Raw genomic sequence first — 17,344 nt, 5'->3', positions numbered from 1 at the left:
TGAACGATAATAGGCGCCAAACCCATGGAAGGTTCATCAAGCAGTACCAAAGTAGGCTTACCTCTGATCCTGATCGTTCCCACGATCAGCGTGGGAACGCGACTTTCTTCTCTTGCTGCCGCAACGCCGCCAGGTCTCGATAACCCGCACCCGGATGAATCTCCGGCAATCGCGGCCCTTCCCCAAACAACTTCTCGCGCAAGGTCCCCGGCGCGTATTCGGTTTTGTAGACCCCACGTTTCTGCAACTCCGGCACCAGCAGTTCCACGGCATCGATGAAGGTCTCGTGAGTCAATGCATAGGCCAGGTTAAAGCCGTCCACATCGGTCTCCTCGACCCATTCCTGCAACAAGTCGGCGACGGTCTCGGGGCTGCCGACAAACAACGGACCAAAACCGCCAATGCCCACCCAATCGGCCAATTCGTTCGGGGTCCAGACCTTGTTCGGTTCCGCCGTGGAGAACGCTTCCACCGCCGATTGAATGGCATTGGTGTGCACATGCTTGAGCGGCTCATCGGGTTTGAACTGGCTGAAATCGATCCCGGTCCAGCCAGAGATCAACGCCATCGCCCCTTCGTAACTGACCCAGGTTTTGTATTCCTCAAACTTGGCTTTGGCCTTGGCGTCGGTCTCGCCGAGGATCACCGTTTGCAGGTTAAAGATCAGAATCTTCGACGGATCGCGTCCGGCGTCGGCAGCACGACGACGAATGTCGGCAACGGTTTTCTTCAGCAGCACTTTCGATGGCGCAGCAACGAACACGCACTCGGCATGCTCGGCGGCAAACTGCTTGCCGCGACTCGATGCGCCAGCCTGATAGAGAACCGGCGTGCGTTGTGGCGAAGGTTCGCAGAGGTGAATGCCCGGCACCTGGAAGTGCTTACCGACGTGCCGGATTTCGTGGATTTTGCTCGGGTCGCTGAAGATCCGCCGCTCGCGATCCCGCAGAATCGCGCCCTCTTCCCAACTGCCCTCCCACAGTTTGTAGCAAACCTCCAAATACTCTTCGGCGAAGTCGTAACGGGCGTCGTGTTCGGTCTGGTTTTTCTGGCCGAGGTTCTTCGCACCGCTTTCCAGGTAAGAGGTGACGATGTTCCAGCCGGCACGGCCCTTGGTCAGATGGTCGAGCGTCGACAGGCGTCGGGCGAACGGATATGGGTGTTCGAAGGACAGCGAGGCGGTCAGGCCGAAACCCAGATGCTCGGTGACCAGCGCCATGGGCGGAATCAATTGCAGTGGATCGTTGACCGGCACCTGCGCCGCCTGGCGGATCGCCGCGTCACCATTGCCGTTGTAGACGTCGTAGATGCCCAACACGTCGGCGATGAACAAACCGTCGAACTTGCCGCGTTCGAGAATTTTCGCCAGATCGGTCCAGTACTCCAGATCCTTGTATTGCCAGGAGCGATCCCGCGGATGCGCCCACAACCCCGGCGACTGGTGACCAACGCAGTTCATGTCAAACGCGTTGAGACGAATTTCACGGGCCATCAAACCGCACTCCTAAAGATTGGGGGATGGATGCCGTTGAGGCGGAAGTTGCCGATGAGGTGGAGTTTCCAGCGCAACGGGTCATGCAACGATCCGGGCAACACGGTGCGTTGGCCGGTGAGTTCGAATTCAGCGTTGCTGACGGCATTTAGCGCGTCGGCGCTGGCCAAGTGCGACTCTGCGATGGCGACGCTGATTTCCGTGTCGTCATCAACGCTGTTCAGAAAGTCTTCGGCGCGTTCGAGCAGCGCGACGGCGACTTCAATGCGAATGTGCAAATCGCCGAAGCGGCTGATGACGTAAGGATCATCCGTGGCTTGGGCCTGCTGACGGACAAAACGCAACGTCGCATCGAGCAAGCTGCGAGCGTTGTGCAAATCATGCTGACTTTTGGCCAGGGGCTGCCCGGCAACAATCGGTTGAGTCAAAGCGTTCATGGTGGGCTCCTCAGTTCCAGGCGTGGCGCGCAGGCTTCACGCCGTTGAGCAGGTAGTTGCCGATCAGGTGGTATTTCCAGCGTGCCGGATCGTGCAGGGTGTGCGTCCGCGCGTTGCGCCAGTGGCGGTCGAGGTTGTATTTGCCGAGCACCGAGCGAGTACCGGCCAGTTCGAAGAGTTTGCTGCTGGCAAGCAAGGCGATCTCGGCGGACAGCACTTTGGCCTGGGCAACCACCACCGAAGCGCGGGCCACCGTGTCTTCATTGGGGTTGAGCAAGGCATGGTCAATGGCGCGGCCGGCCTTTTTGAGGATCGCTTCGGTGCCGTGGACGCGCCATTCGAGGTCGCCGATCGCAGCGATACTGAACGGGTCCTGCCAGCCGTGATCGTTGCCGCTGTCGATCCACGGGCGGGATTCGCGGGCGTAACGTTTGGTTTCTTCCAGGGCGCCGACGGCAATGCCGGTGTCCACGGCAGCCTGAATGATTTGCGAGATCGGGCCGTCGGCGGTGGGTTCGTCGAACGCTTTATGAGCCGGGATGACCGCGCTGAGCGGGACTTTCACGGCGTTCAAAGTGACGCCGCCACTGGCCGTGGTGCGCTGGCCGAAACCATCCCAGCTGTCGATAACGGTCAAGCCGGGAGTGTCGCGTTCGATGAAGGCGATGAAGGCCTTGCTCTCTTCATCGACCGCCACCGCTGGCACGATGTGCGCGAACAAGGCGCCGGTGCAGTAGAACTTTTCGCCGTCGATCTGCGCGGTGTCTTTATCGAAACGGATTCGGGTTTCGAAGGCCCCGGCATTTTTGCTTTTGGATTCAGAGAACGCGTTGCCGAAACGGTAGCCTTGCAGGACTTTGCCGAAGTAGTAACGCTTCTGCTCTTCGGTGGCGGTTTGCAGCAGGATGTCGAGTACGCCGAGATGGTTTTGCGGGAGCTGGCCGAGGGATGAGTCGGCAGCGGAAATGATCTTGATCACCTCAGCGACGGTCACGTAGGAAACGCCGGCGCCACCGTATTCCTTGGGAATGGTGATGCCCCAAAGGCCGCTGGCGGAAAACTCGTCGAGCTCGGCGACCGGCAGGCGTCGCTCGCGATCCCGCACGCTGGCCTCGATGGCAAAGCGTGCGGAGAGCTTGTGGGCGACGGCAATCGCCTCGGCGTCCGAGCAAATCACATGGGCGGTGCGAGGGGGTTGGGCAGAGGCTGTCATGGGCCGACTCCGGGATCTGGTGAATGCACCAAAGCTTTTGCAGGAGTCGTGCCTAAAACTAAATCACTTAATTTTCAATAGGTTAAAGAATCATCCGAGAAAGGCTCGCAGCTTTAAAACAGCAAAGTGTCTATCCAGTGTTGATCAGCAAACAGTTAGATCACCACATTTCGCACAAACCGCGCCGCCACCGGCCCATCGTTGCGATAGGCGTGGGGCTGGTGGCTGGCGAACATGTAGAACTCGCCGGCAGCGATCTCATGAGGTGTATCGCCCAGCATCAGCGTCAGGCAGCCTTCGAACACGTAGATCTGCTCACTCCAGCCTTCGGCATCCTGTTGCGACGGATAAATCTCCCCTGGTTGCAGACACCATTCCCACTGTTCCACCTCGCGGGCAGCCGTGGCTTTGGACAGTAAAACGGCTTTGCTGCCAGGAATCGTCCCGGCCCAGGCCACTTCGTTGATGCGACTCGGATCGCGTGCATCCGGGGCCTGGATCAGGTCGCTGAATGCGACGTTCAGCGCTTCGGCCACGCGGTCGAGGGTGGTCAGGCTGACGTTCTTCTCGCCGGCCTCGATCGCCACCAGCATCCGGCGGCTGACCCCGGATTTTTCCGCCAGCGTCGCCTGGCTCATGTCCGCGGCGTGGCGCAAGCGTCGAACGTTCTGGCTGACGTGCTGAAGTACCGAAGTCCGTTGCGTGGAATCTTTGTGCACTATATTGCTCACTTGGTGGGGTTGGGCAGTATACTGCGCAACATTCGGCGCATTGTGCGTCCCCCTCAGGTAGCGCGCAAGGTCATGACGTCGGTGAATACCCCTCACACTTCCTCCCGTTTCTCGCGGTTCAGCAAGGCCGAGTGCGTGCTGGTGCTGATCACCATGGTCTGGGGCGGCACCTTCTTGCTGGTGCAGCATGCGATGACCGTCAGCGGGCCGATGTTCTTCGTCGGTCTGCGTTTTGCAGCGGCGGCGATCATTGTTGCGCTGTTTTCCTGGCGTCACCTGCGGGAACTGAACCTGTTCGAATTGAAGGCCGGGGCCTTTATCGGCGTGGCGATCATGCTCGGTTATGGTTTGCAGACCGTTGGGTTGCAGAGCATTCCCAGCAGTCAGTCGGCGTTTATTACCGCGTTGTACGTGCCCTTCGTGCCGTTGCTGCAATGGCTAGTGCTGGGGCGACGTCCGGGGTTGATGCCGAGCATCGGGATCATGTTGGCGTTTACCGGGTTGATGTTGCTGTCGGGACCGGCCGGCGCTTCATTCAATTTCAGCCCTGGTGAAATCGCCACGTTGATCAGCGCCGTGGCGATTGCGGCGGAGATCATTCTGATCAGTACGTATGCCGGCCAGGTCGATGTGCGACGGGTGACGGTGGTGCAATTGGCGGTCACCTCGGCGCTGGCGTTCTTGATGGTGGTGCCGACTCAGGAAAGGATTCCGGACTTCTCCTGGCTGCTGTTATGCAGCGCGTTGGGCTTGGGCGCGGCCAGTGCGGCGATTCAAGTGGCGATGAACTGGGCGCAGAAGAGCGTTTCACCGACCCGGGCGACGTTGATTTATGCAGGCGAGCCGGTGTGGGCCGGGATTGTCGGAAGGATTGCCGGGGAGCGGTTGCCGGCGATTGCGCTGGTGGGTGCGGGGTTGATTGTGGCGGCGGTGATCGTCAGTGAGTTGAAGACCAAGGGTAAGGCTGTTTCGCCTGAAGAGGAGTTGGAGCAGGAAACACAAGGTTAAGGCGCAATACTTGCGTTGTTTGGCAGATAGCTTTCGCGAGCAAGCCCGCTCCCACACTTAATCTCCGTCGTACACACACTCTGTGTTCACTAAAGATTTAATGTGGGAGCGGGCTTGCTCGCGAAGAGGCCGGGACGGTTGAAACCAGTCTCTGGAAACAATGTGAATCAGGAATTTTCCGTCTACCTTGTAGGATTCTGCGACAGCTTGGCGTTTGGTGATCCGGGAGCTGGCACGTATGATGCTTCACAAACTTCCGCAGATTAGAAGCCTATGTCCCTGATAGTTCTACTGCTTCTGCCTTTTATCGGCAGCTGTCTGGCAGCCTTGCTGCCGCACAACGCGCGTAACACCGAATCTTTGTTGGCTGGTCTGGTTGCCTTGATAGGCACCGTTCAGGTCGCCCTCCTGTACCCGCAAATCGCCGATGGCGGCGTGATCCGCGAAGAATTTTTCTGGTTGCCCAGCCTGGGCCTGAACTTCGTCCTGCGCATGGACGGCTTCGCCTGGCTGTTCTCGATGCTGGTGCTGGGCATCGGCACGCTGGTTTCGTTGTACGCCCGCTACTACATGTCGCCGGACGATCCGGTGCCACGGTTCTTCGCGTTTTTCCTGGCGTTCATGGGCGCCATGCTCGGGCTGGTGATCTCCGGCAACCTGATCCAGATCGTGTTTTTCTGGGAGCTGACCAGCCTCTTTTCATTCCTGTTGATCGGCTACTGGCACCACCGCGCCGATGCGCGACGCGGTGCTTATATGGCGCTGATGGTCACCGGCGCAGGCGGTTTGTGTCTGCTGGCGGGGGTCATGCTGCTCGGCCATGTGGTCGGCAGCTATGACCTGGACAAGGTCCTGGCCGCCGGCGATCTGATTCGCGCACACGCCCTCTACCCTGTTCTGCTACCCCTGATCCTGATCGGCGCCCTGAGCAAAAGCGCGCAATTCCCCTTCCACTTCTGGCTGCCCCACGCCATGGCGGCGCCGACACCGGTTTCGGCCTATCTGCACTCGGCGACCATGGTCAAGGCCGGGGTGTTTCTCCTTGCACGACTGTGGCCGTCGCTGTCCGGCAGCGAAGAATGGTTCTACATCGTCAGCGGCGCCGGCGCCTGCACCCTGTTGCTCGGCGCGTACTGCGCGATGTTCCAGAACGACCTCAAGGGGTTGCTGGCCTACTCGACCATCAGCCACCTGGGCCTGATCACCCTGCTGCTGGGCCTGAACAGTCCGCTGGCCGCTGTGGCCGCGGTGTTTCACATTCTCAACCACGCCACGTTCAAGGCTTCGCTGTTCATGGCCGCCGGGATCATCGACCATGAAAGCGGCACCCGGGACATTCGCAAGCTCAGCGGCCTGATCAAGCTGATCCCGTTCACCGCCACCCTGGCCATGGTCGCCAGCGCCTCAATGGCCGGCGTGCCGCTGCTCAACGGCTTCCTGTCGAAAGAAATGTTCTTCGCCGAAACCGTGTTCATCAATGCCACGGCCTGGATCGAGATGACGCTGCCCATCGTCGCGACCATCGCCGGCACCTTCAGCGTCGCCTACTCGCTGCGCTTTACCGCCGACGTGTTCTTCGGCCCGACCGCCACCGACTTGCCGCACACGCCGCACGAGCCGCCTCGCTGGATGCGCGCGCCGGTGGAGTTGTTGGTATTCGCCTGCCTGGTCGTGGGGATTTTCCCGGCACAGGTGGTCGGCCCGTTGCTGGCTGCGGCTGCCCTGCCGGTGGTGGGCGGCATCTTGCCTGAATACAGCCTGGCGATCTGGCACGGCTGGAACGCGCCGATGATCATGAGCCTGATCGCCATGTCCTGCGGCATCGTGCTTTATCTGCTGCTGCGCAATCAGCTCAAACACGGGCGTTTCAAGTACCCGCCGATCATTGGCCGGTTCAACGGCAAGCGCCTGTTCGAACGCAGCCTGGTGATCATGATGCGCCTGGCCCGTCGTCTGGAGCGGCGGATCAGCACCAAGCGCCTGCAAACCCAATTGTTCCTGGTGGTGCTCGCGGCCGTGTTGGCCGGGTTGATCCCGATGCTCCACAGCAGCCTGAGCTGGGGCGACCGACCGAAGATTCCGGGGTCGATCGTGTTCGTGACCCTCTGGCTGCTGGCGATTGCCTGCGCCCTCGGCGCGGCGTGGCAGGCCAAGTATCACCGGCTCGCGGCCCTGACCATGGTCAGCGTCTGCGGTCTGATGACCTGCATCACCTTCGTCTGGTTCTCGGCGCCGGACCTGGCGCTGACGCAATTGGCCGTGGAAGTGGTGACCACAGTGCTGATCCTCCTCGGTCTGCGCTGGCTACCTCGACGGATCGAAGAAGTGTCGCCGCTGCCGAGCAGCCTGCGCAAGGCACGCATCCGTCGTATCCGCGACTTGCTGCTGTCGAGTGTGGTCGGTGGCGGCATGGCGTTGCTGGCCTACGCGATGCTGACGCGCCAGACGCCGAACGACATTTCCTCGTTCTACCTCAGCCGTGCCTTGCCCGAAGGCGGCGGCAGCAACGTGGTCAACGTGATGCTGGTGGACTTCCGCGGCTTCGACACCCTCGGTGAAATCACCGTGCTGGTGGCCGTGGCCCTGACCGTCTTCGCCCTGCTGCGACGCTTCCGTCCGCCAAAAGAAAGCCTGCAGTTGCCGGCCCAGCAGCGTCTGCTGGCACCGGACGTGGTGACTGATCTGGTCAACCCGCGTCACGCCAGCGACACCGCACTCGGTTTCATGATGGTGCCGGCGGTGCTGGTGCGCCTGCTGCTGCCGATCGCCTTTGTGGTATCGGTCTACCTGTTCATGCGCGGCCACAATCAACCGGGCGGCGGTTTTGTCGCAGGTCTGGTGATGTCGGTGGCGTTCATCCTGCAATACATGGTCGCCGGCACCCAATGGGTCGAGGCGCAAATGAGCCTGCGACCGCTGCGCTGGATGGGCACCGGCCTGCTGTTTGCCACGGTCACCGGGCTCGGGGCGATGGCCGTCGGGTATCCGTTCCTGACCACCCACACCTGGCATTTCGGACTGCCGGTGTTCGGTGACATTCACATCGCCAGTGCGCTGTTCTTCGACATTGGCGTGTACGCCGTGGTGGTCGGTTCGACCCTGTTGATTCTCACCGCGCTCGCTCACCAATCGGTACGGGGTCACAAGACCGCTGCCCTGCCCAGATCCGTCGCCACGCAAGGAACCGTCTGATGGAAGAAGTCATCGCAATCGCCATCGGCGTGCTGGCCGCGTCGGGCGTCTGGTTGATCCTGCGGCCACGGACGTTTCAGGTGGTGATGGGCCTGTGCCTGCTGTCCTACGGCGTCAATCTGTTCATCTTCAGCATGGGCAGCCTGTTTATCGGCAAGGAGCCGATCATCAAGGACGGCGTGCCGCAGGACCTGTTGCACTACACCGACCCGCTGCCGCAAGCGCTGGTGCTGACCGCCATCGTGATCAGCTTCGCCATGACTGCGCTGTTTCTGGTGGTGCTGCTGGCCTCCCGGGGCCTGACCGGCACCGACCATGTGGATGGCCGGGAGCCTAAAGAATGAATCTGATGCCGCACCTGATCGCTGCACCGATTCTGCTGCCGCTGCTGACCGCCGCCGTGATGCTGATGCTGGGGGAGAAGCACCGTCCGCTGAAGGCCAAGATCAACCTGTTCTCCAGCCTGCTGGGGCTGGGCATTGCCGTACTGTTGCTGCAATGGACGCAAACCACCGGCGTCCCCGGCTCCATCGGCGTGTACCTGCCGGGCAACTGGCAGGTGCCGTTCGGGATCGTGCTGGTGGTCGATCGACTGTCGGCGCTGATGCTGGTGCTGACCGGGATCATCGGCGTCAGCGCCCTGCTGTTCGCCATGGCCCGTTGGGACGGTGCCGGTTCGAGCTTCCACGCGCTGTTCCAGATTCAGATGATGGGCCTGTACGGCGCATTCCTGACGGCGGACCTGTTCAACCTGTTTGTGTTTTTTGAAGTGTTGCTCGCGGCCTCTTATGGCCTGATGCTCCACGGGTCGGGCCGGTCGCGGGTGTCGTCAGGGCTGCATTACATCTCGATCAACCTGCTGGCCTCGTCGCTGTTTTTGATCGGCGCGGCGCTGATCTACGGCGTCACCGGTACCCTGAACATGGCCGACCTGGCGCTGAAAATTCCGCTGGTGCCGGAAGCCGATCGCGGCCTGCTGCATGCCGGCGCGGGCATTCTCGCGGTCGCGTTCCTGGCCAAGGCCGGAATGTGGCCGCTGAATTTCTGGCTGGTGCCGGCCTATTCCGCGGCCAGCGCACCGGTGGCGGCGATGTTCGCGATCATGACCAAGGTTGGCGTCTACACCTTGCTGCGCTTGTGGACCTTGCTGTTCTCCGGTCAGGCCGGCGCCTCGGCGTACTTTGGCGGCGACTGGCTGATCTACGGCGGCATGGCGACCATCGTCTGCGCCGCCGTGGCGATTCTCGCCGCACAACGACTGGAGCGCCTGGCCAGCCTGAGCATTCTGGTGTCGGCCGGGATTCTGCTGTCGGCCATCGGTTTTGCCCAACCCAACCTGATCGGCGCGGCACTGTTCTATCTGGTCAGCTCGACCCTGGCATTGAGCGCGCTGTTCCTGTTGGCCGAGTTGATCGAGCGTTCGCGTTCGGCCAATGAAATGCCGTTGTTCGATGACGGCGATCTGCCGCGACCGATGGAATCCTTGCAGCCGCCCAAAGGCATCAACCTCGATGACGAGCAGAAAGCCGTGGTCGGCCAGGTGATTCCCTGGACCATGGCGTTCCTCGGGTTGAGCTTCATTGCCTGCTCGCTGCTGATCATCGGCATGCCGCCGCTCTCGGGGTTCATTGGCAAACTCGGCCTGCTCAGCGCCCTGCTCAATCCGCTGGGCCTGGGCAATGGCACCGATGTGCCGATTTCTAACGCGGCGTGGGGCTTGCTGGCGTTGCTGATCCTCTCCGGACTGGCTTCGTTGATCGCCTTCTCGCGCTTGGGCATCCAGCGGTTCTGGACACCTGAGGAGCGGCCGTCACCGTTGCTGCGACGTTTCGAATGCGTGCCGATCATTGCGTTGCTGGGCCTGAGCATTGCGCTGACCTTCAAGGCCGAACCGCTGCTGCGCTACACCCAGGCGGCCGCCCAAGCCTTGAACAATCCGCAGCAATACGTGATGGCGGTGCTCGGTACTCGTGCGATTCCGAGCCCGGAAGCCAAAGCCGCGGTAGCGGAGGTCACACCATGAAGCGTGTGTTTCCTGCTCCCTGGTTGTCGCTGGCCCTGTGGTTGCTGTGGCTGGTGCTGAACCAGTCGATGAGCCCCGGCAATCTGCTACTGGGCGCGGTGCTGGGGTTCTGCGCACCGTTGATGATGCGCAAGCTGCGTCCGCTGCCGATCCGCATTCGTCGGCCGGGCGTAATTGTGCGTTTGTTCTTTCTGGTCGGTCGCGATGTGGTGGTGTCCAACCTCGCCGTGGCCTGGGGTGTGCTCAACGCCGGTCGCCGTCCACCACGTTCGTGCTTCATCAAGGTGCCGCTGGACCTGCGTGACGCCAACGGCCTGGCCGCGTTGTCGATGATCTGCACGGTGATTCCCGGCACCGTGTGGTCGGAACTGGCGCTGGATCGTAGCATTCTGTTGCTGCACGTCTTCGATCTGGATGACGAAGCGCTGTTCATCCAGCACTTCAAGGCGACCTACGAGCGCCCCTTGATGGAGATCTTCGAATGAGCGCCTTGCTGTCGAACGCGATCCTGCTGAGCCTGTTCATCTTTTCCCTGGCGATGATTCTGACCCTGATCCGACTGTTCAAGGGGCCGTCGGCTCAGGACCGGGTTCTGGCGCTGGATTACCTGTACATCATCGCGATGCTGATGATGCTGGCGCTGGGCATTCGTTATGCCAGTGACACTTACTTCGAAGCGGCGCTGCTGATTGCGCTGTTCGGCTTCGTCGGCTCGTTTGCCCTGGCGAAATTCCTGCTGCGTGGCGAGGTGATCGAATGAGCGCTGAACTGTCTGTGTGGGTGGAAATTCCGGTGGCGATCCTGCTGGTGCTCAGCAGTCTGTTTGCGCTGATCGGCGCCATTGGCCTGGTGCGGATGAAGGACTATTTCCAGCGCATGCACCCGCCGGCGCTGGCGTCGACCTTGGGCGCCTGGTGCGTGGCACTGGCTTCGATCATTTACTTTTCGGCACTCAAGTCCGGGCCGGTGCTGCATGCCTGGCTTATTCCGATTCTGTTGTCGATTACGGTGCCGGTGACCACGCTGTTGCTCGCGCGGGCGGCGCTGTTTCGCAAGCGCATGGCGGGGGATGATGTGCCGGCTGAGGTGAGTAGTCGGCGCACGGAGAGCGGAAGATAGACATCTTGCTTTGCCTCAGATCCAGGCAACGGCCAACAACCCGGCCCCCAACACCACACACAACGGCGAATACGCCCAGGTGTCGAGCCGGGCAAACTTCGAATTCTTCACCTGCTTGAAGAACCCTATCAAATTCGAATCGCCGACCGCCCTGGCGAACATCAGCATCGCAATCGCGCTGATCACCCATTGCAGCGACCAGTGATGCACCGTCGGCAGATACAGGCCGACTCGCAAGCACACCAGCATCGCAATCAGCAGCAACCCGACCGCCACCAGCAACGTGGCGAAGCCCGAAGGCTTGAAGGCCGGCCTGGATCCCCCGCCATCCTCCGCGGATATTCGCGGGACCGCCGCCTCGCTACCTAACTTGCCACCTGCCGCCCAGTACAGGTGGATCAGGCTGATCAACAGGAAGATGGCAGCCATCCATTGCGCGATCAATAGGCTCATGTTCGGACTTCCAGCGTGAAATGTCGCAGCAGAATGAACTTCCTTGAACGATTTTGTAAGGGTATTCGTCATCGGCGATGATAAAGTGCCGCCCCATGAAACTCGCCCGAACTGATCGCACATTGATGGCCTGGATGCTTTATTGCTGCGTCCTGTTCAACGTGTTCGCCTGCAGTATCGGTCACGGGCAAATGGTCGGGATGCAGCTCAACGGCATCGGCGGCCAGTTCTGTACAGTCGACCCGGCCACCCAGCTGCCGGCCTCGTCGAACACCTCCGAAGACAAACTGCCGACCTTGTCCAAGGCCTTCGGCTGCCCGTTGTGCTCCACCGGCGGCATGGGCCCGGCGCTCAATTCCAGCCTGACCCTGGCGATCCTCCCGCAGCAACACAGTCCGCCCTTGGCCGTCGTCGCCAATGCTGACCTCCCTGCCCGCTTCACCTGGCCCTCGGCCAATCCTCGCGCTCCGCCTGTCGCCTGAATTTCTTCGTCTTTTCCGATCAGCCCACCTCGCCAACGCGTGGCGTTGGCGTGTGCGCTGCTTCCTAGTCAAGCATTCAGGATTCATCGATGAAACGCATTCCTTTACTGGCAAGCCTGTTCGGCTGCCTGTCTGTAAACGCCTGGGCGCAATCCACGATCGACCTCGCGCCCATTACGATTGACGGCGAAGCGGCAGCTGAGCCGGGGCTGAGTCTGGATCAGTCCAGCGGCATGGCCTCGCGGCTTGGCCTGAGCGTGCGCGAAACCCCTGCCTCGGTGGCCGTGGCCAACCGCAACGACATCGAGCGCCACGGCGCGCAGAACTTCCAGGACGCCGCCAACACCCTACCGGGCGTCAACGCCAGCGCACCGCCGGGTTTCGGTGGGTTCGTCTCCTATCGCGGTTTCACCAGCAGCCAGATCACCCAGATGTTCAACGGCATCAATGTCTCTGGCGGCCTCGCCCGGCCGGTAGACGCCTGGATCTATGATCGAGTGGAACTGGTGGGCGGCCCGTCATCGCTGATCAATGGTGCGGGCTCCGTGGGCGGTTCGCTGAACTACGTGACCAAACTGGCGACACGTGAAGAGCAAGCCATCGAAGGCCGGGTCAGCTACGGCAGTTACGACACCACCGAGACCGCATTCGGCCTCAACCACGCCCTGAGCGATGCCAGCGCGGACGTGCAGCACTACGCGCGGCTCGACGTCAGCCACAACACCGGCAACGGCTACATCGACCGCCAGGAGCGTGATGCATGGAGCGTGGCGTTCTCGCTACTCAGCGACCTGACGCCCGACCTGTCCCACACCCTGGCCCTGGAATATCAGGATGAACACGAAGACAGCCCTTACTGGGGCACCCCGGTGCTCAACCCCAAGGCCGGCGAATTGAAGATCGACAAGCACAACCGATTCAACAACTACAACGTCGAGGACGGCCGCTACGAGCAGCGCACAATCTGGGTGCGCTCGATCATCGACTACCGGATCAACGACAGCACCACCCTGCGCAACACCCTTTACCACCTCGACAGCCAGCGCGATTACCGCAACCTCGAAACCTACCAGTACAACGCCGACAACAGTGCGGTGAATCGCTCCACGGCGTATCAGGTCCGGCATCAGGGCGAGCAGAACGGCAACCAGTTCGAACTGCGCCACGACAACACGTTGTTCGGGCTGGACACGACCTGGTCCGGTGGCTTCGAGTACAAGGTCAACCAGACCACCAACTCACCGCTGAACGTCAAAGGTGCCAGCACCGTCGACCCGAATCACTTTCAGCCGGGTCACTTCTACGACATCCCCGGTACCAAACCGGGGTTTGTCAGCGACAAGACCAACGAAGTCACCACCAAAGCCCTGTTCGCCGAGAACCGTTTGGCACTCACCGACAAACTCGCGCTGCTGACCGGCCTGCGTTACGACGACATCGACCTGGACGTGACCAACCACCGGGTCGTGACCGCCAGCAATCCTCGGCACCTCAAGCGCAGCTGGGAGCCGGTGACCGGTCGGGTCGGCTTGACTTACCAATTCATTCCCCAAGCCAACGTCTACGTGCAATACAGCACCGCCGCCGAACAGCCCAACGGCACGCAAGACTTCGACGTGTCCACCGGCAAGCAATGGGAAGTCGGCAGTAAATTCGATTATCTGGACGGCCGCGGCTCGGCGACAGTGGCGGCTTACACGATCGAGCGAAAGGACTTCGCAATCACCGATCCGCTGGACCCGACCAGCAGCATTCCAGTGGGTCAGCAGACGTCCAAAGGGATCGAACTGGCCAGTTCGTTCAGGATCACCGACAAGCTGTTGGCCGAAGGCAACTTCGCCTGGGTCGATGCGCAGTACGACGAATTCAACGAGAAGAATGCGGCGGGTGTGGTGGTTTCACGCAAAGGCAACACTCCGACCAACGTGCCGGAGCGGGTCGGCAATCTGTGGCTGACCTATGACTTCGCGCCGCAGTGGCAGGGCGGTGTCGACGCGCGGTATGTGGCCTCGGTGTTTGCCGACAGCGCCAACACCCTGACCGTGCCGTCGTACACGCTCTACGGAACGTTCCTCAGCTACAAGGTCGATCAACACACCACCGTCACCGGCCGGGTGCGCAACCTCACCAATGAGGTGTATGCCGAGTTTGCCCATGTGTCACCGGCGTATTACCTCGGCACACCGCGTACCTTCGAGTTGGCGGTGCAAACCCGATTCTAAAAGCAAAAACAAAAGTATCGCGAGCAAGCTCGCTCCCATAGTTGATCGCGTACTCCTGTGGGAGCGGGCTTGCTCGCGAAGGCGGCATCAGCCTCACCCCATCACTTCAACTCGGCAGAGACTTTATCCGCCACATCCTTGGGCACCCAGGCCTGCCACACGTCCGGGTGCGCCTTCATGAACGCCTGCGCCGCTTGACGTGGCGGGGTGTGTTTTTCGCTCATCTCGGCCAGCGCCCTGTTCAATGGATCGATCGGCAAGTCGACCTTGGTGAAGAACTCGGCAATCTGCGGATACTGCTTCTGGAATGGCGCGGACACGCCAATGGACAGCTTCGAGGGCAGTGAGCGAGTCGGTTTCGGATTCGGGTTGTCGGCGTCGGTCAGGGTTTTCCAGGCATCGGCGTCGAACGGCGGCTCTTCGAGCTGAATCAGTTTGAAGCGGCCGAGCAACGGCGTAGGCGACCAGTAATAGAACAGCACCGGTTTGCCGCGACGAATCGAAGAACTGATCTCCGCATCCAGCGCTGCCCCTGAACCGCTGCGAAAATTCACATAGCTGTCATCCAGCCCATACGCCTTGAGTTTCTGTTTGTTGACTACTTCCGACGTCCAGCCGATCGGGCTGTTGAGGAAGCGCCCCTTGCCCGGCGTTTCCGGATCGCTGAACACGCCCTTGTATTTCGGCAGGTCGCTGACACTGCGCAGGCCCGGCGCCAGCGGCTTGATGCCTTTCGCCGGGTCGCCCTTGATCACGTATTCGGGCACCCACCAACCTTCGGTGGCGCCCTTGACCGTATCGCCGAGACTCGCGACTTTGCCTTCGGCCTCAGCCTTGACCCAGACCGGACTGCGACCGGCCCATTCTTCGCCAATGACCTGAATGTCATTGTTGGCCAGTGCGGTCTCCAGGGTGATGGTTGTCCCCGGCAAGGTGTCGGTCGGCAGCCCGTAGCCCTTCTCGACGATGATCCGCAGGATATCGGTAATCAGGCTGCCGCTTTCCCAGTTCAGGTCGGCGAAGTGGATCGGCGCCTGGGCAGCGAACACCGGAACGGGTGAAGCCAACAAACCGAAAGTGGCCAGGGTAGCGGCCAGCAACCGTCGAAATCCGTTCATGCTTTTGCACCTCGCGCTGTTCACAGCAATAGCAGGATGGCCTGGCAGAAGACCGCAAAGCCTCTGAATACTCAGTCCACTGACTGTAGTAGAGGTTCCTGCTTTCGAGGGAGGTCAATCAGTTTTCGGGAGGTTCCTGCAAGCGCGCCAGCGCTCTTCGTACCATGCTGGCGTACTCCGCCGGACGCAACGTATAGATCTGTGACGCCACCCAACCCAGCCATGCACCTTGCAAAACAGCCTTCTGGCCGAACAGCCGCTGGGCTTCGGCTTGCGCACTGGCCTGGTTCTGTTGGTGGAAGTCGGCGCGGGTCAGGGTCATTATTCGCTGGCCTTGAAGGTGACCAGTTCCCCTTTGCGCCACTTGGCCGCCTTGGCGGTCACGGCTTTCAGGGTTTTGGTCAGGCCTTCCTGCAACTGTTGGTGAGCGGCGAACACCATCACCACGCTATGCCCTTCCTTGAACACGATCCCGTGACCATCAGCGGTGGTGACGAAGGCGTAATCACCCAGGCCGTAAACCGTCAATTTGATTTCGCGGAACTTGATGTCCAGCTTGCCGCCTTCGCGACTGGGTAATACAGAGGCGCTGAAATGATCGCCGACCTTGAGTTTAAGCCCTGGTTTGTCATCAACCACCAGCGCCTCTTCGGTATCGATCTCGGCAATGTAAATGCCTTCAGCGTTCTGTTCGGTGATGTAAACAAAACGAGACTGGAACTGTTTAACCAGCTTTGCGCGCAAATCACCCAGCACGAACAAAGCATGCATATCGAGATTACTTACTGCCAAGGAAACATCCCCACATCTGAAAATGATGCTGCACGCAGGAAAACAGCGCACAGCAGAAAAAAGCGGCAATGCCGAAGGTGTAGCCAAATGACCCGGGTTGAAATCCTGAAACGAGCAGAGGGCTCATCCATCGCGAGGTTTGAGAAGACTACTGGAACAACACTCACGTCGTCTTGCCTGGCGTTCGTCAGAGGTTGAAGGAAAAAGCCCTTCTGACGGCCAGAAAAACGGGACTACCAACTTTAGGGAAAAAACTCTTTAAAAAAAGCACTTTTCCGACATATCGCCAGCAAAAAATTGCTTTAGATGAACATCGATCGCCAAACACTGACGGTGATTCTAGAGCAGCGATGCTCATCGAGACTACCCAAAACCACGTACGCACGTCGGTAAAACAACGAAAAGGACTTCATATGTGCACGCTGACACATTTTGCTCACCCTCAGGCGCCCAATACAAACAGCTCGAGGACACTGCCCCCAGGGATGTTTCAACCACATGAATACTACCCTGAAGAGCTCGCCCGGCCACGCTTTCAGGTCATTTTGGCCGGCAATGCCTTTTTTCATATCAAGGAAATTTCCACCGGCCGCGTCAGAGGTTTCCGCGGCAATCATAACGAAGCCTGCGCCCTTGCCCGCTCGCTCGAATTACGCGGTTGACGGTCCCGCCACATTCATTTCCATAGACGCTTCGTCATGCCGGCGACTTAACTCAGCCGCCAGCATGCAACTACTGCCATACTGCCCGACCAATGAAACCCGTCCCCAGGGTGGGCGGCGTTCAAAACAACAGAATATTTCAAAGGAAGGCTGCTACGTGACGGAATTTGATATCGGTGAATTTTTTATCCGGGGCGAAGCCAGAGAAGTCGAAGGCGAATTCCAGGCAGTCATTATCATGCGCGCCAAACCACCGCTAACCACCGTGACCTATCACCAGGTCGAGAAGGATCGCTGGTTCAAGACCTCGGACGTCGCCGCCGTTGCCGCCCAGGATGCCGCCAAGGCGCTGAAGGTTGCGGTCGATGAAGGCGCATTGAAAGCCTGATAGTCGGTTTGC

Annotated in this window: 19 protein-coding genes; 11 read left to right on the top strand and 8 right to left on the bottom strand. The window is 60.3% G+C overall.

Annotation, left to right across the window (positions count from 1 at the left end):
- Positions 1-85: 85 nt before the first annotated feature.
- The 4 genes from ACSQ87_RS11825 to ACSQ87_RS11810 all read right to left on the bottom strand — a co-directional run bounded on the left by ACSQ87_RS11825 (position 86) and on the right by ACSQ87_RS11810 (position 3,861).
- Entirely contained in the window at positions 86-1,492 is a 1,407-nt protein-coding gene (locus ACSQ87_RS11825; RefSeq protein ID WP_436273603.1) for an LLM class flavin-dependent oxidoreductase, read from the bottom strand.
- Positions 1,492-1,929, bottom strand: a complete 438-nt coding sequence (locus tag ACSQ87_RS11820) for an acyl-CoA dehydrogenase (RefSeq protein ID WP_223432178.1) — start codon at positions 1,927-1,929, stop codon at positions 1,492-1,494. Before ACSQ87_RS11820 ends, ACSQ87_RS11825 begins: the two co-directional genes overlap by 1 nt.
- A gap of 10 nt (positions 1,930-1,939) precedes the next feature.
- Positions 1,940-3,142, bottom strand: a complete 1,203-nt coding sequence (locus ACSQ87_RS11815) for an SfnB family sulfur acquisition oxidoreductase (protein ID WP_223432177.1) — start codon at positions 3,140-3,142, stop codon at positions 1,940-1,942.
- Between the two features lie 155 nt (positions 3,143-3,297).
- Positions 3,298-3,861, bottom strand: a complete 564-nt coding sequence (locus ACSQ87_RS11810; protein ID WP_223432176.1) for a helix-turn-helix domain-containing protein — start codon at positions 3,859-3,861, stop codon at positions 3,298-3,300.
- On the opposite strand from ACSQ87_RS11810, the gene ACSQ87_RS11805 reads away from it, so the two are divergent.
- The 7 genes from ACSQ87_RS11805 to ACSQ87_RS11775 all read left to right on the top strand — a co-directional run bounded on the left by ACSQ87_RS11805 (position 3,856) and on the right by ACSQ87_RS11775 (position 11,215).
- Positions 3,856-4,881, top strand: a complete 1,026-nt coding sequence (locus ACSQ87_RS11805; RefSeq protein WP_223432175.1) for a DMT family transporter — start codon at positions 3,856-3,858, stop codon at positions 4,879-4,881. The two genes, ACSQ87_RS11810 and ACSQ87_RS11805, sit on opposite strands and share 6 nt — an antisense overlap.
- A 273-nt stretch (positions 4,882-5,154) precedes the next feature.
- Positions 5,155-8,073 carry a monovalent cation/H+ antiporter subunit A gene (locus tag ACSQ87_RS11800; RefSeq protein ID WP_223432174.1) on the top strand — a complete coding sequence of 973 codons (2,919 nt, stop codon included), beginning with the start codon at positions 5,155-5,157 and terminating at the stop codon, positions 8,071-8,073.
- Positions 8,073-8,417 (top strand): Na+/H+ antiporter subunit C, encoded by a 345-nt coding sequence (locus ACSQ87_RS11795; protein WP_007986256.1) that lies wholly within the window; start codon positions 8,073-8,075, stop codon positions 8,415-8,417. The genes ACSQ87_RS11800 and ACSQ87_RS11795 overlap by 1 nt, the downstream gene beginning before the upstream one ends.
- Positions 8,414-10,096: a monovalent cation/H+ antiporter subunit D gene (locus ACSQ87_RS11790; RefSeq protein ID WP_223432173.1), complete on the top strand. Its 1,683-nt coding sequence runs from the start codon at positions 8,414-8,416 to the stop codon at positions 10,094-10,096. The genes ACSQ87_RS11795 and ACSQ87_RS11790 overlap by 4 nt, the downstream gene beginning before the upstream one ends.
- A complete protein-coding gene (locus tag ACSQ87_RS11785; protein ID WP_223432172.1) occupies positions 10,093-10,581 on the top strand; it encodes a Na+/H+ antiporter subunit E in 489 nt (162 codons plus the stop codon). Before ACSQ87_RS11790 ends, ACSQ87_RS11785 begins: the two co-directional genes overlap by 4 nt.
- Complete coding sequence (locus ACSQ87_RS11780; protein ID WP_008151692.1) at positions 10,578-10,856, top strand: K+/H+ antiporter subunit F; 279 nt, start codon at positions 10,578-10,580, stop codon at positions 10,854-10,856. Before ACSQ87_RS11785 ends, ACSQ87_RS11780 begins: the two co-directional genes overlap by 4 nt.
- Entirely contained in the window at positions 10,853-11,215 is a 363-nt protein-coding gene (locus ACSQ87_RS11775) for a Na+/H+ antiporter subunit G (RefSeq protein ID WP_223432171.1), read from the top strand. The genes ACSQ87_RS11780 and ACSQ87_RS11775 overlap by 4 nt, the downstream gene beginning before the upstream one ends.
- 15 nt (positions 11,216-11,230) lie before the next feature.
- On the opposite strand, the gene ACSQ87_RS11770 is transcribed toward ACSQ87_RS11775, so the two are convergent.
- Positions 11,231-11,668: a DUF3995 domain-containing protein gene (locus tag ACSQ87_RS11770; RefSeq protein ID WP_223432170.1), complete on the bottom strand. Its 438-nt coding sequence runs from the start codon at positions 11,666-11,668 to the stop codon at positions 11,231-11,233.
- A 95-nt stretch (positions 11,669-11,763) separates the two neighbouring features.
- On the opposite strand from ACSQ87_RS11770, the gene ACSQ87_RS11765 reads away from it, so the two are divergent.
- Both ACSQ87_RS11765 and ACSQ87_RS11760 read left to right on the top strand, forming a co-directional pair.
- A complete protein-coding gene (locus tag ACSQ87_RS11765; protein WP_223432169.1) occupies positions 11,764-12,150 on the top strand; it encodes a DUF2946 domain-containing protein in 387 nt (128 codons plus the stop codon).
- Between the two features lie 89 nt (positions 12,151-12,239).
- Positions 12,240-14,372, top strand: a complete 2,133-nt coding sequence (locus ACSQ87_RS11760; RefSeq protein WP_223432168.1) for a TonB-dependent receptor — start codon at positions 12,240-12,242, stop codon at positions 14,370-14,372.
- A 101-nt stretch (positions 14,373-14,473) separates the two neighbouring features.
- Here ACSQ87_RS11760 and ACSQ87_RS11755 read toward each other — a convergent pair whose 3' ends face one another.
- The 3 genes from ACSQ87_RS11755 to ACSQ87_RS11745 all read right to left on the bottom strand — a co-directional run bounded on the left by ACSQ87_RS11755 (position 14,474) and on the right by ACSQ87_RS11745 (position 16,282).
- Entirely contained in the window at positions 14,474-15,490 is a 1,017-nt protein-coding gene (locus ACSQ87_RS11755) for an ABC transporter substrate-binding protein (protein WP_223432167.1), read from the bottom strand.
- A gap of 118 nt (positions 15,491-15,608) precedes the next feature.
- Positions 15,609-15,812 carry a hypothetical protein gene (locus tag ACSQ87_RS11750; RefSeq protein WP_223432166.1) on the bottom strand — a complete coding sequence of 68 codons (204 nt, stop codon included), beginning with the start codon at positions 15,810-15,812 and terminating at the stop codon, positions 15,609-15,611.
- Entirely contained in the window at positions 15,812-16,282 is a 471-nt protein-coding gene (locus ACSQ87_RS11745) for a hypothetical protein (protein WP_008151679.1), read from the bottom strand. The genes ACSQ87_RS11750 and ACSQ87_RS11745 overlap by 1 nt, the downstream gene beginning before the upstream one ends.
- 413 nt (positions 16,283-16,695) lie before the next feature.
- Here ACSQ87_RS11745 and ACSQ87_RS11740 point away from each other — a divergent pair, with 413 nt between their 5' ends.
- Positions 16,696-16,944 carry a hypothetical protein gene (locus tag ACSQ87_RS11740; protein ID WP_046048118.1) on the top strand — a complete coding sequence of 83 codons (249 nt, stop codon included), beginning with the start codon at positions 16,696-16,698 and terminating at the stop codon, positions 16,942-16,944.
- 157 nt (positions 16,945-17,101) lie between these two features.
- Positions 17,102-17,332: a hypothetical protein gene (locus tag ACSQ87_RS11735; protein WP_008151675.1), complete on the top strand. Its 231-nt coding sequence runs from the start codon at positions 17,102-17,104 to the stop codon at positions 17,330-17,332.
- Positions 17,333-17,344 lie beyond the last annotated feature (12 nt).

Origin of the sequence: Pseudomonas sp. LjRoot277 (assembly GCF_964253845.1) — a bacterium.
Taxonomy (GTDB): domain Bacteria; phylum Pseudomonadota; class Gammaproteobacteria; order Pseudomonadales; family Pseudomonadaceae; genus Aquipseudomonas.
Note: the sequence above shows the minus strand (reverse complement) of the source record. Positions and strands in the feature narration are given on the sequence as shown.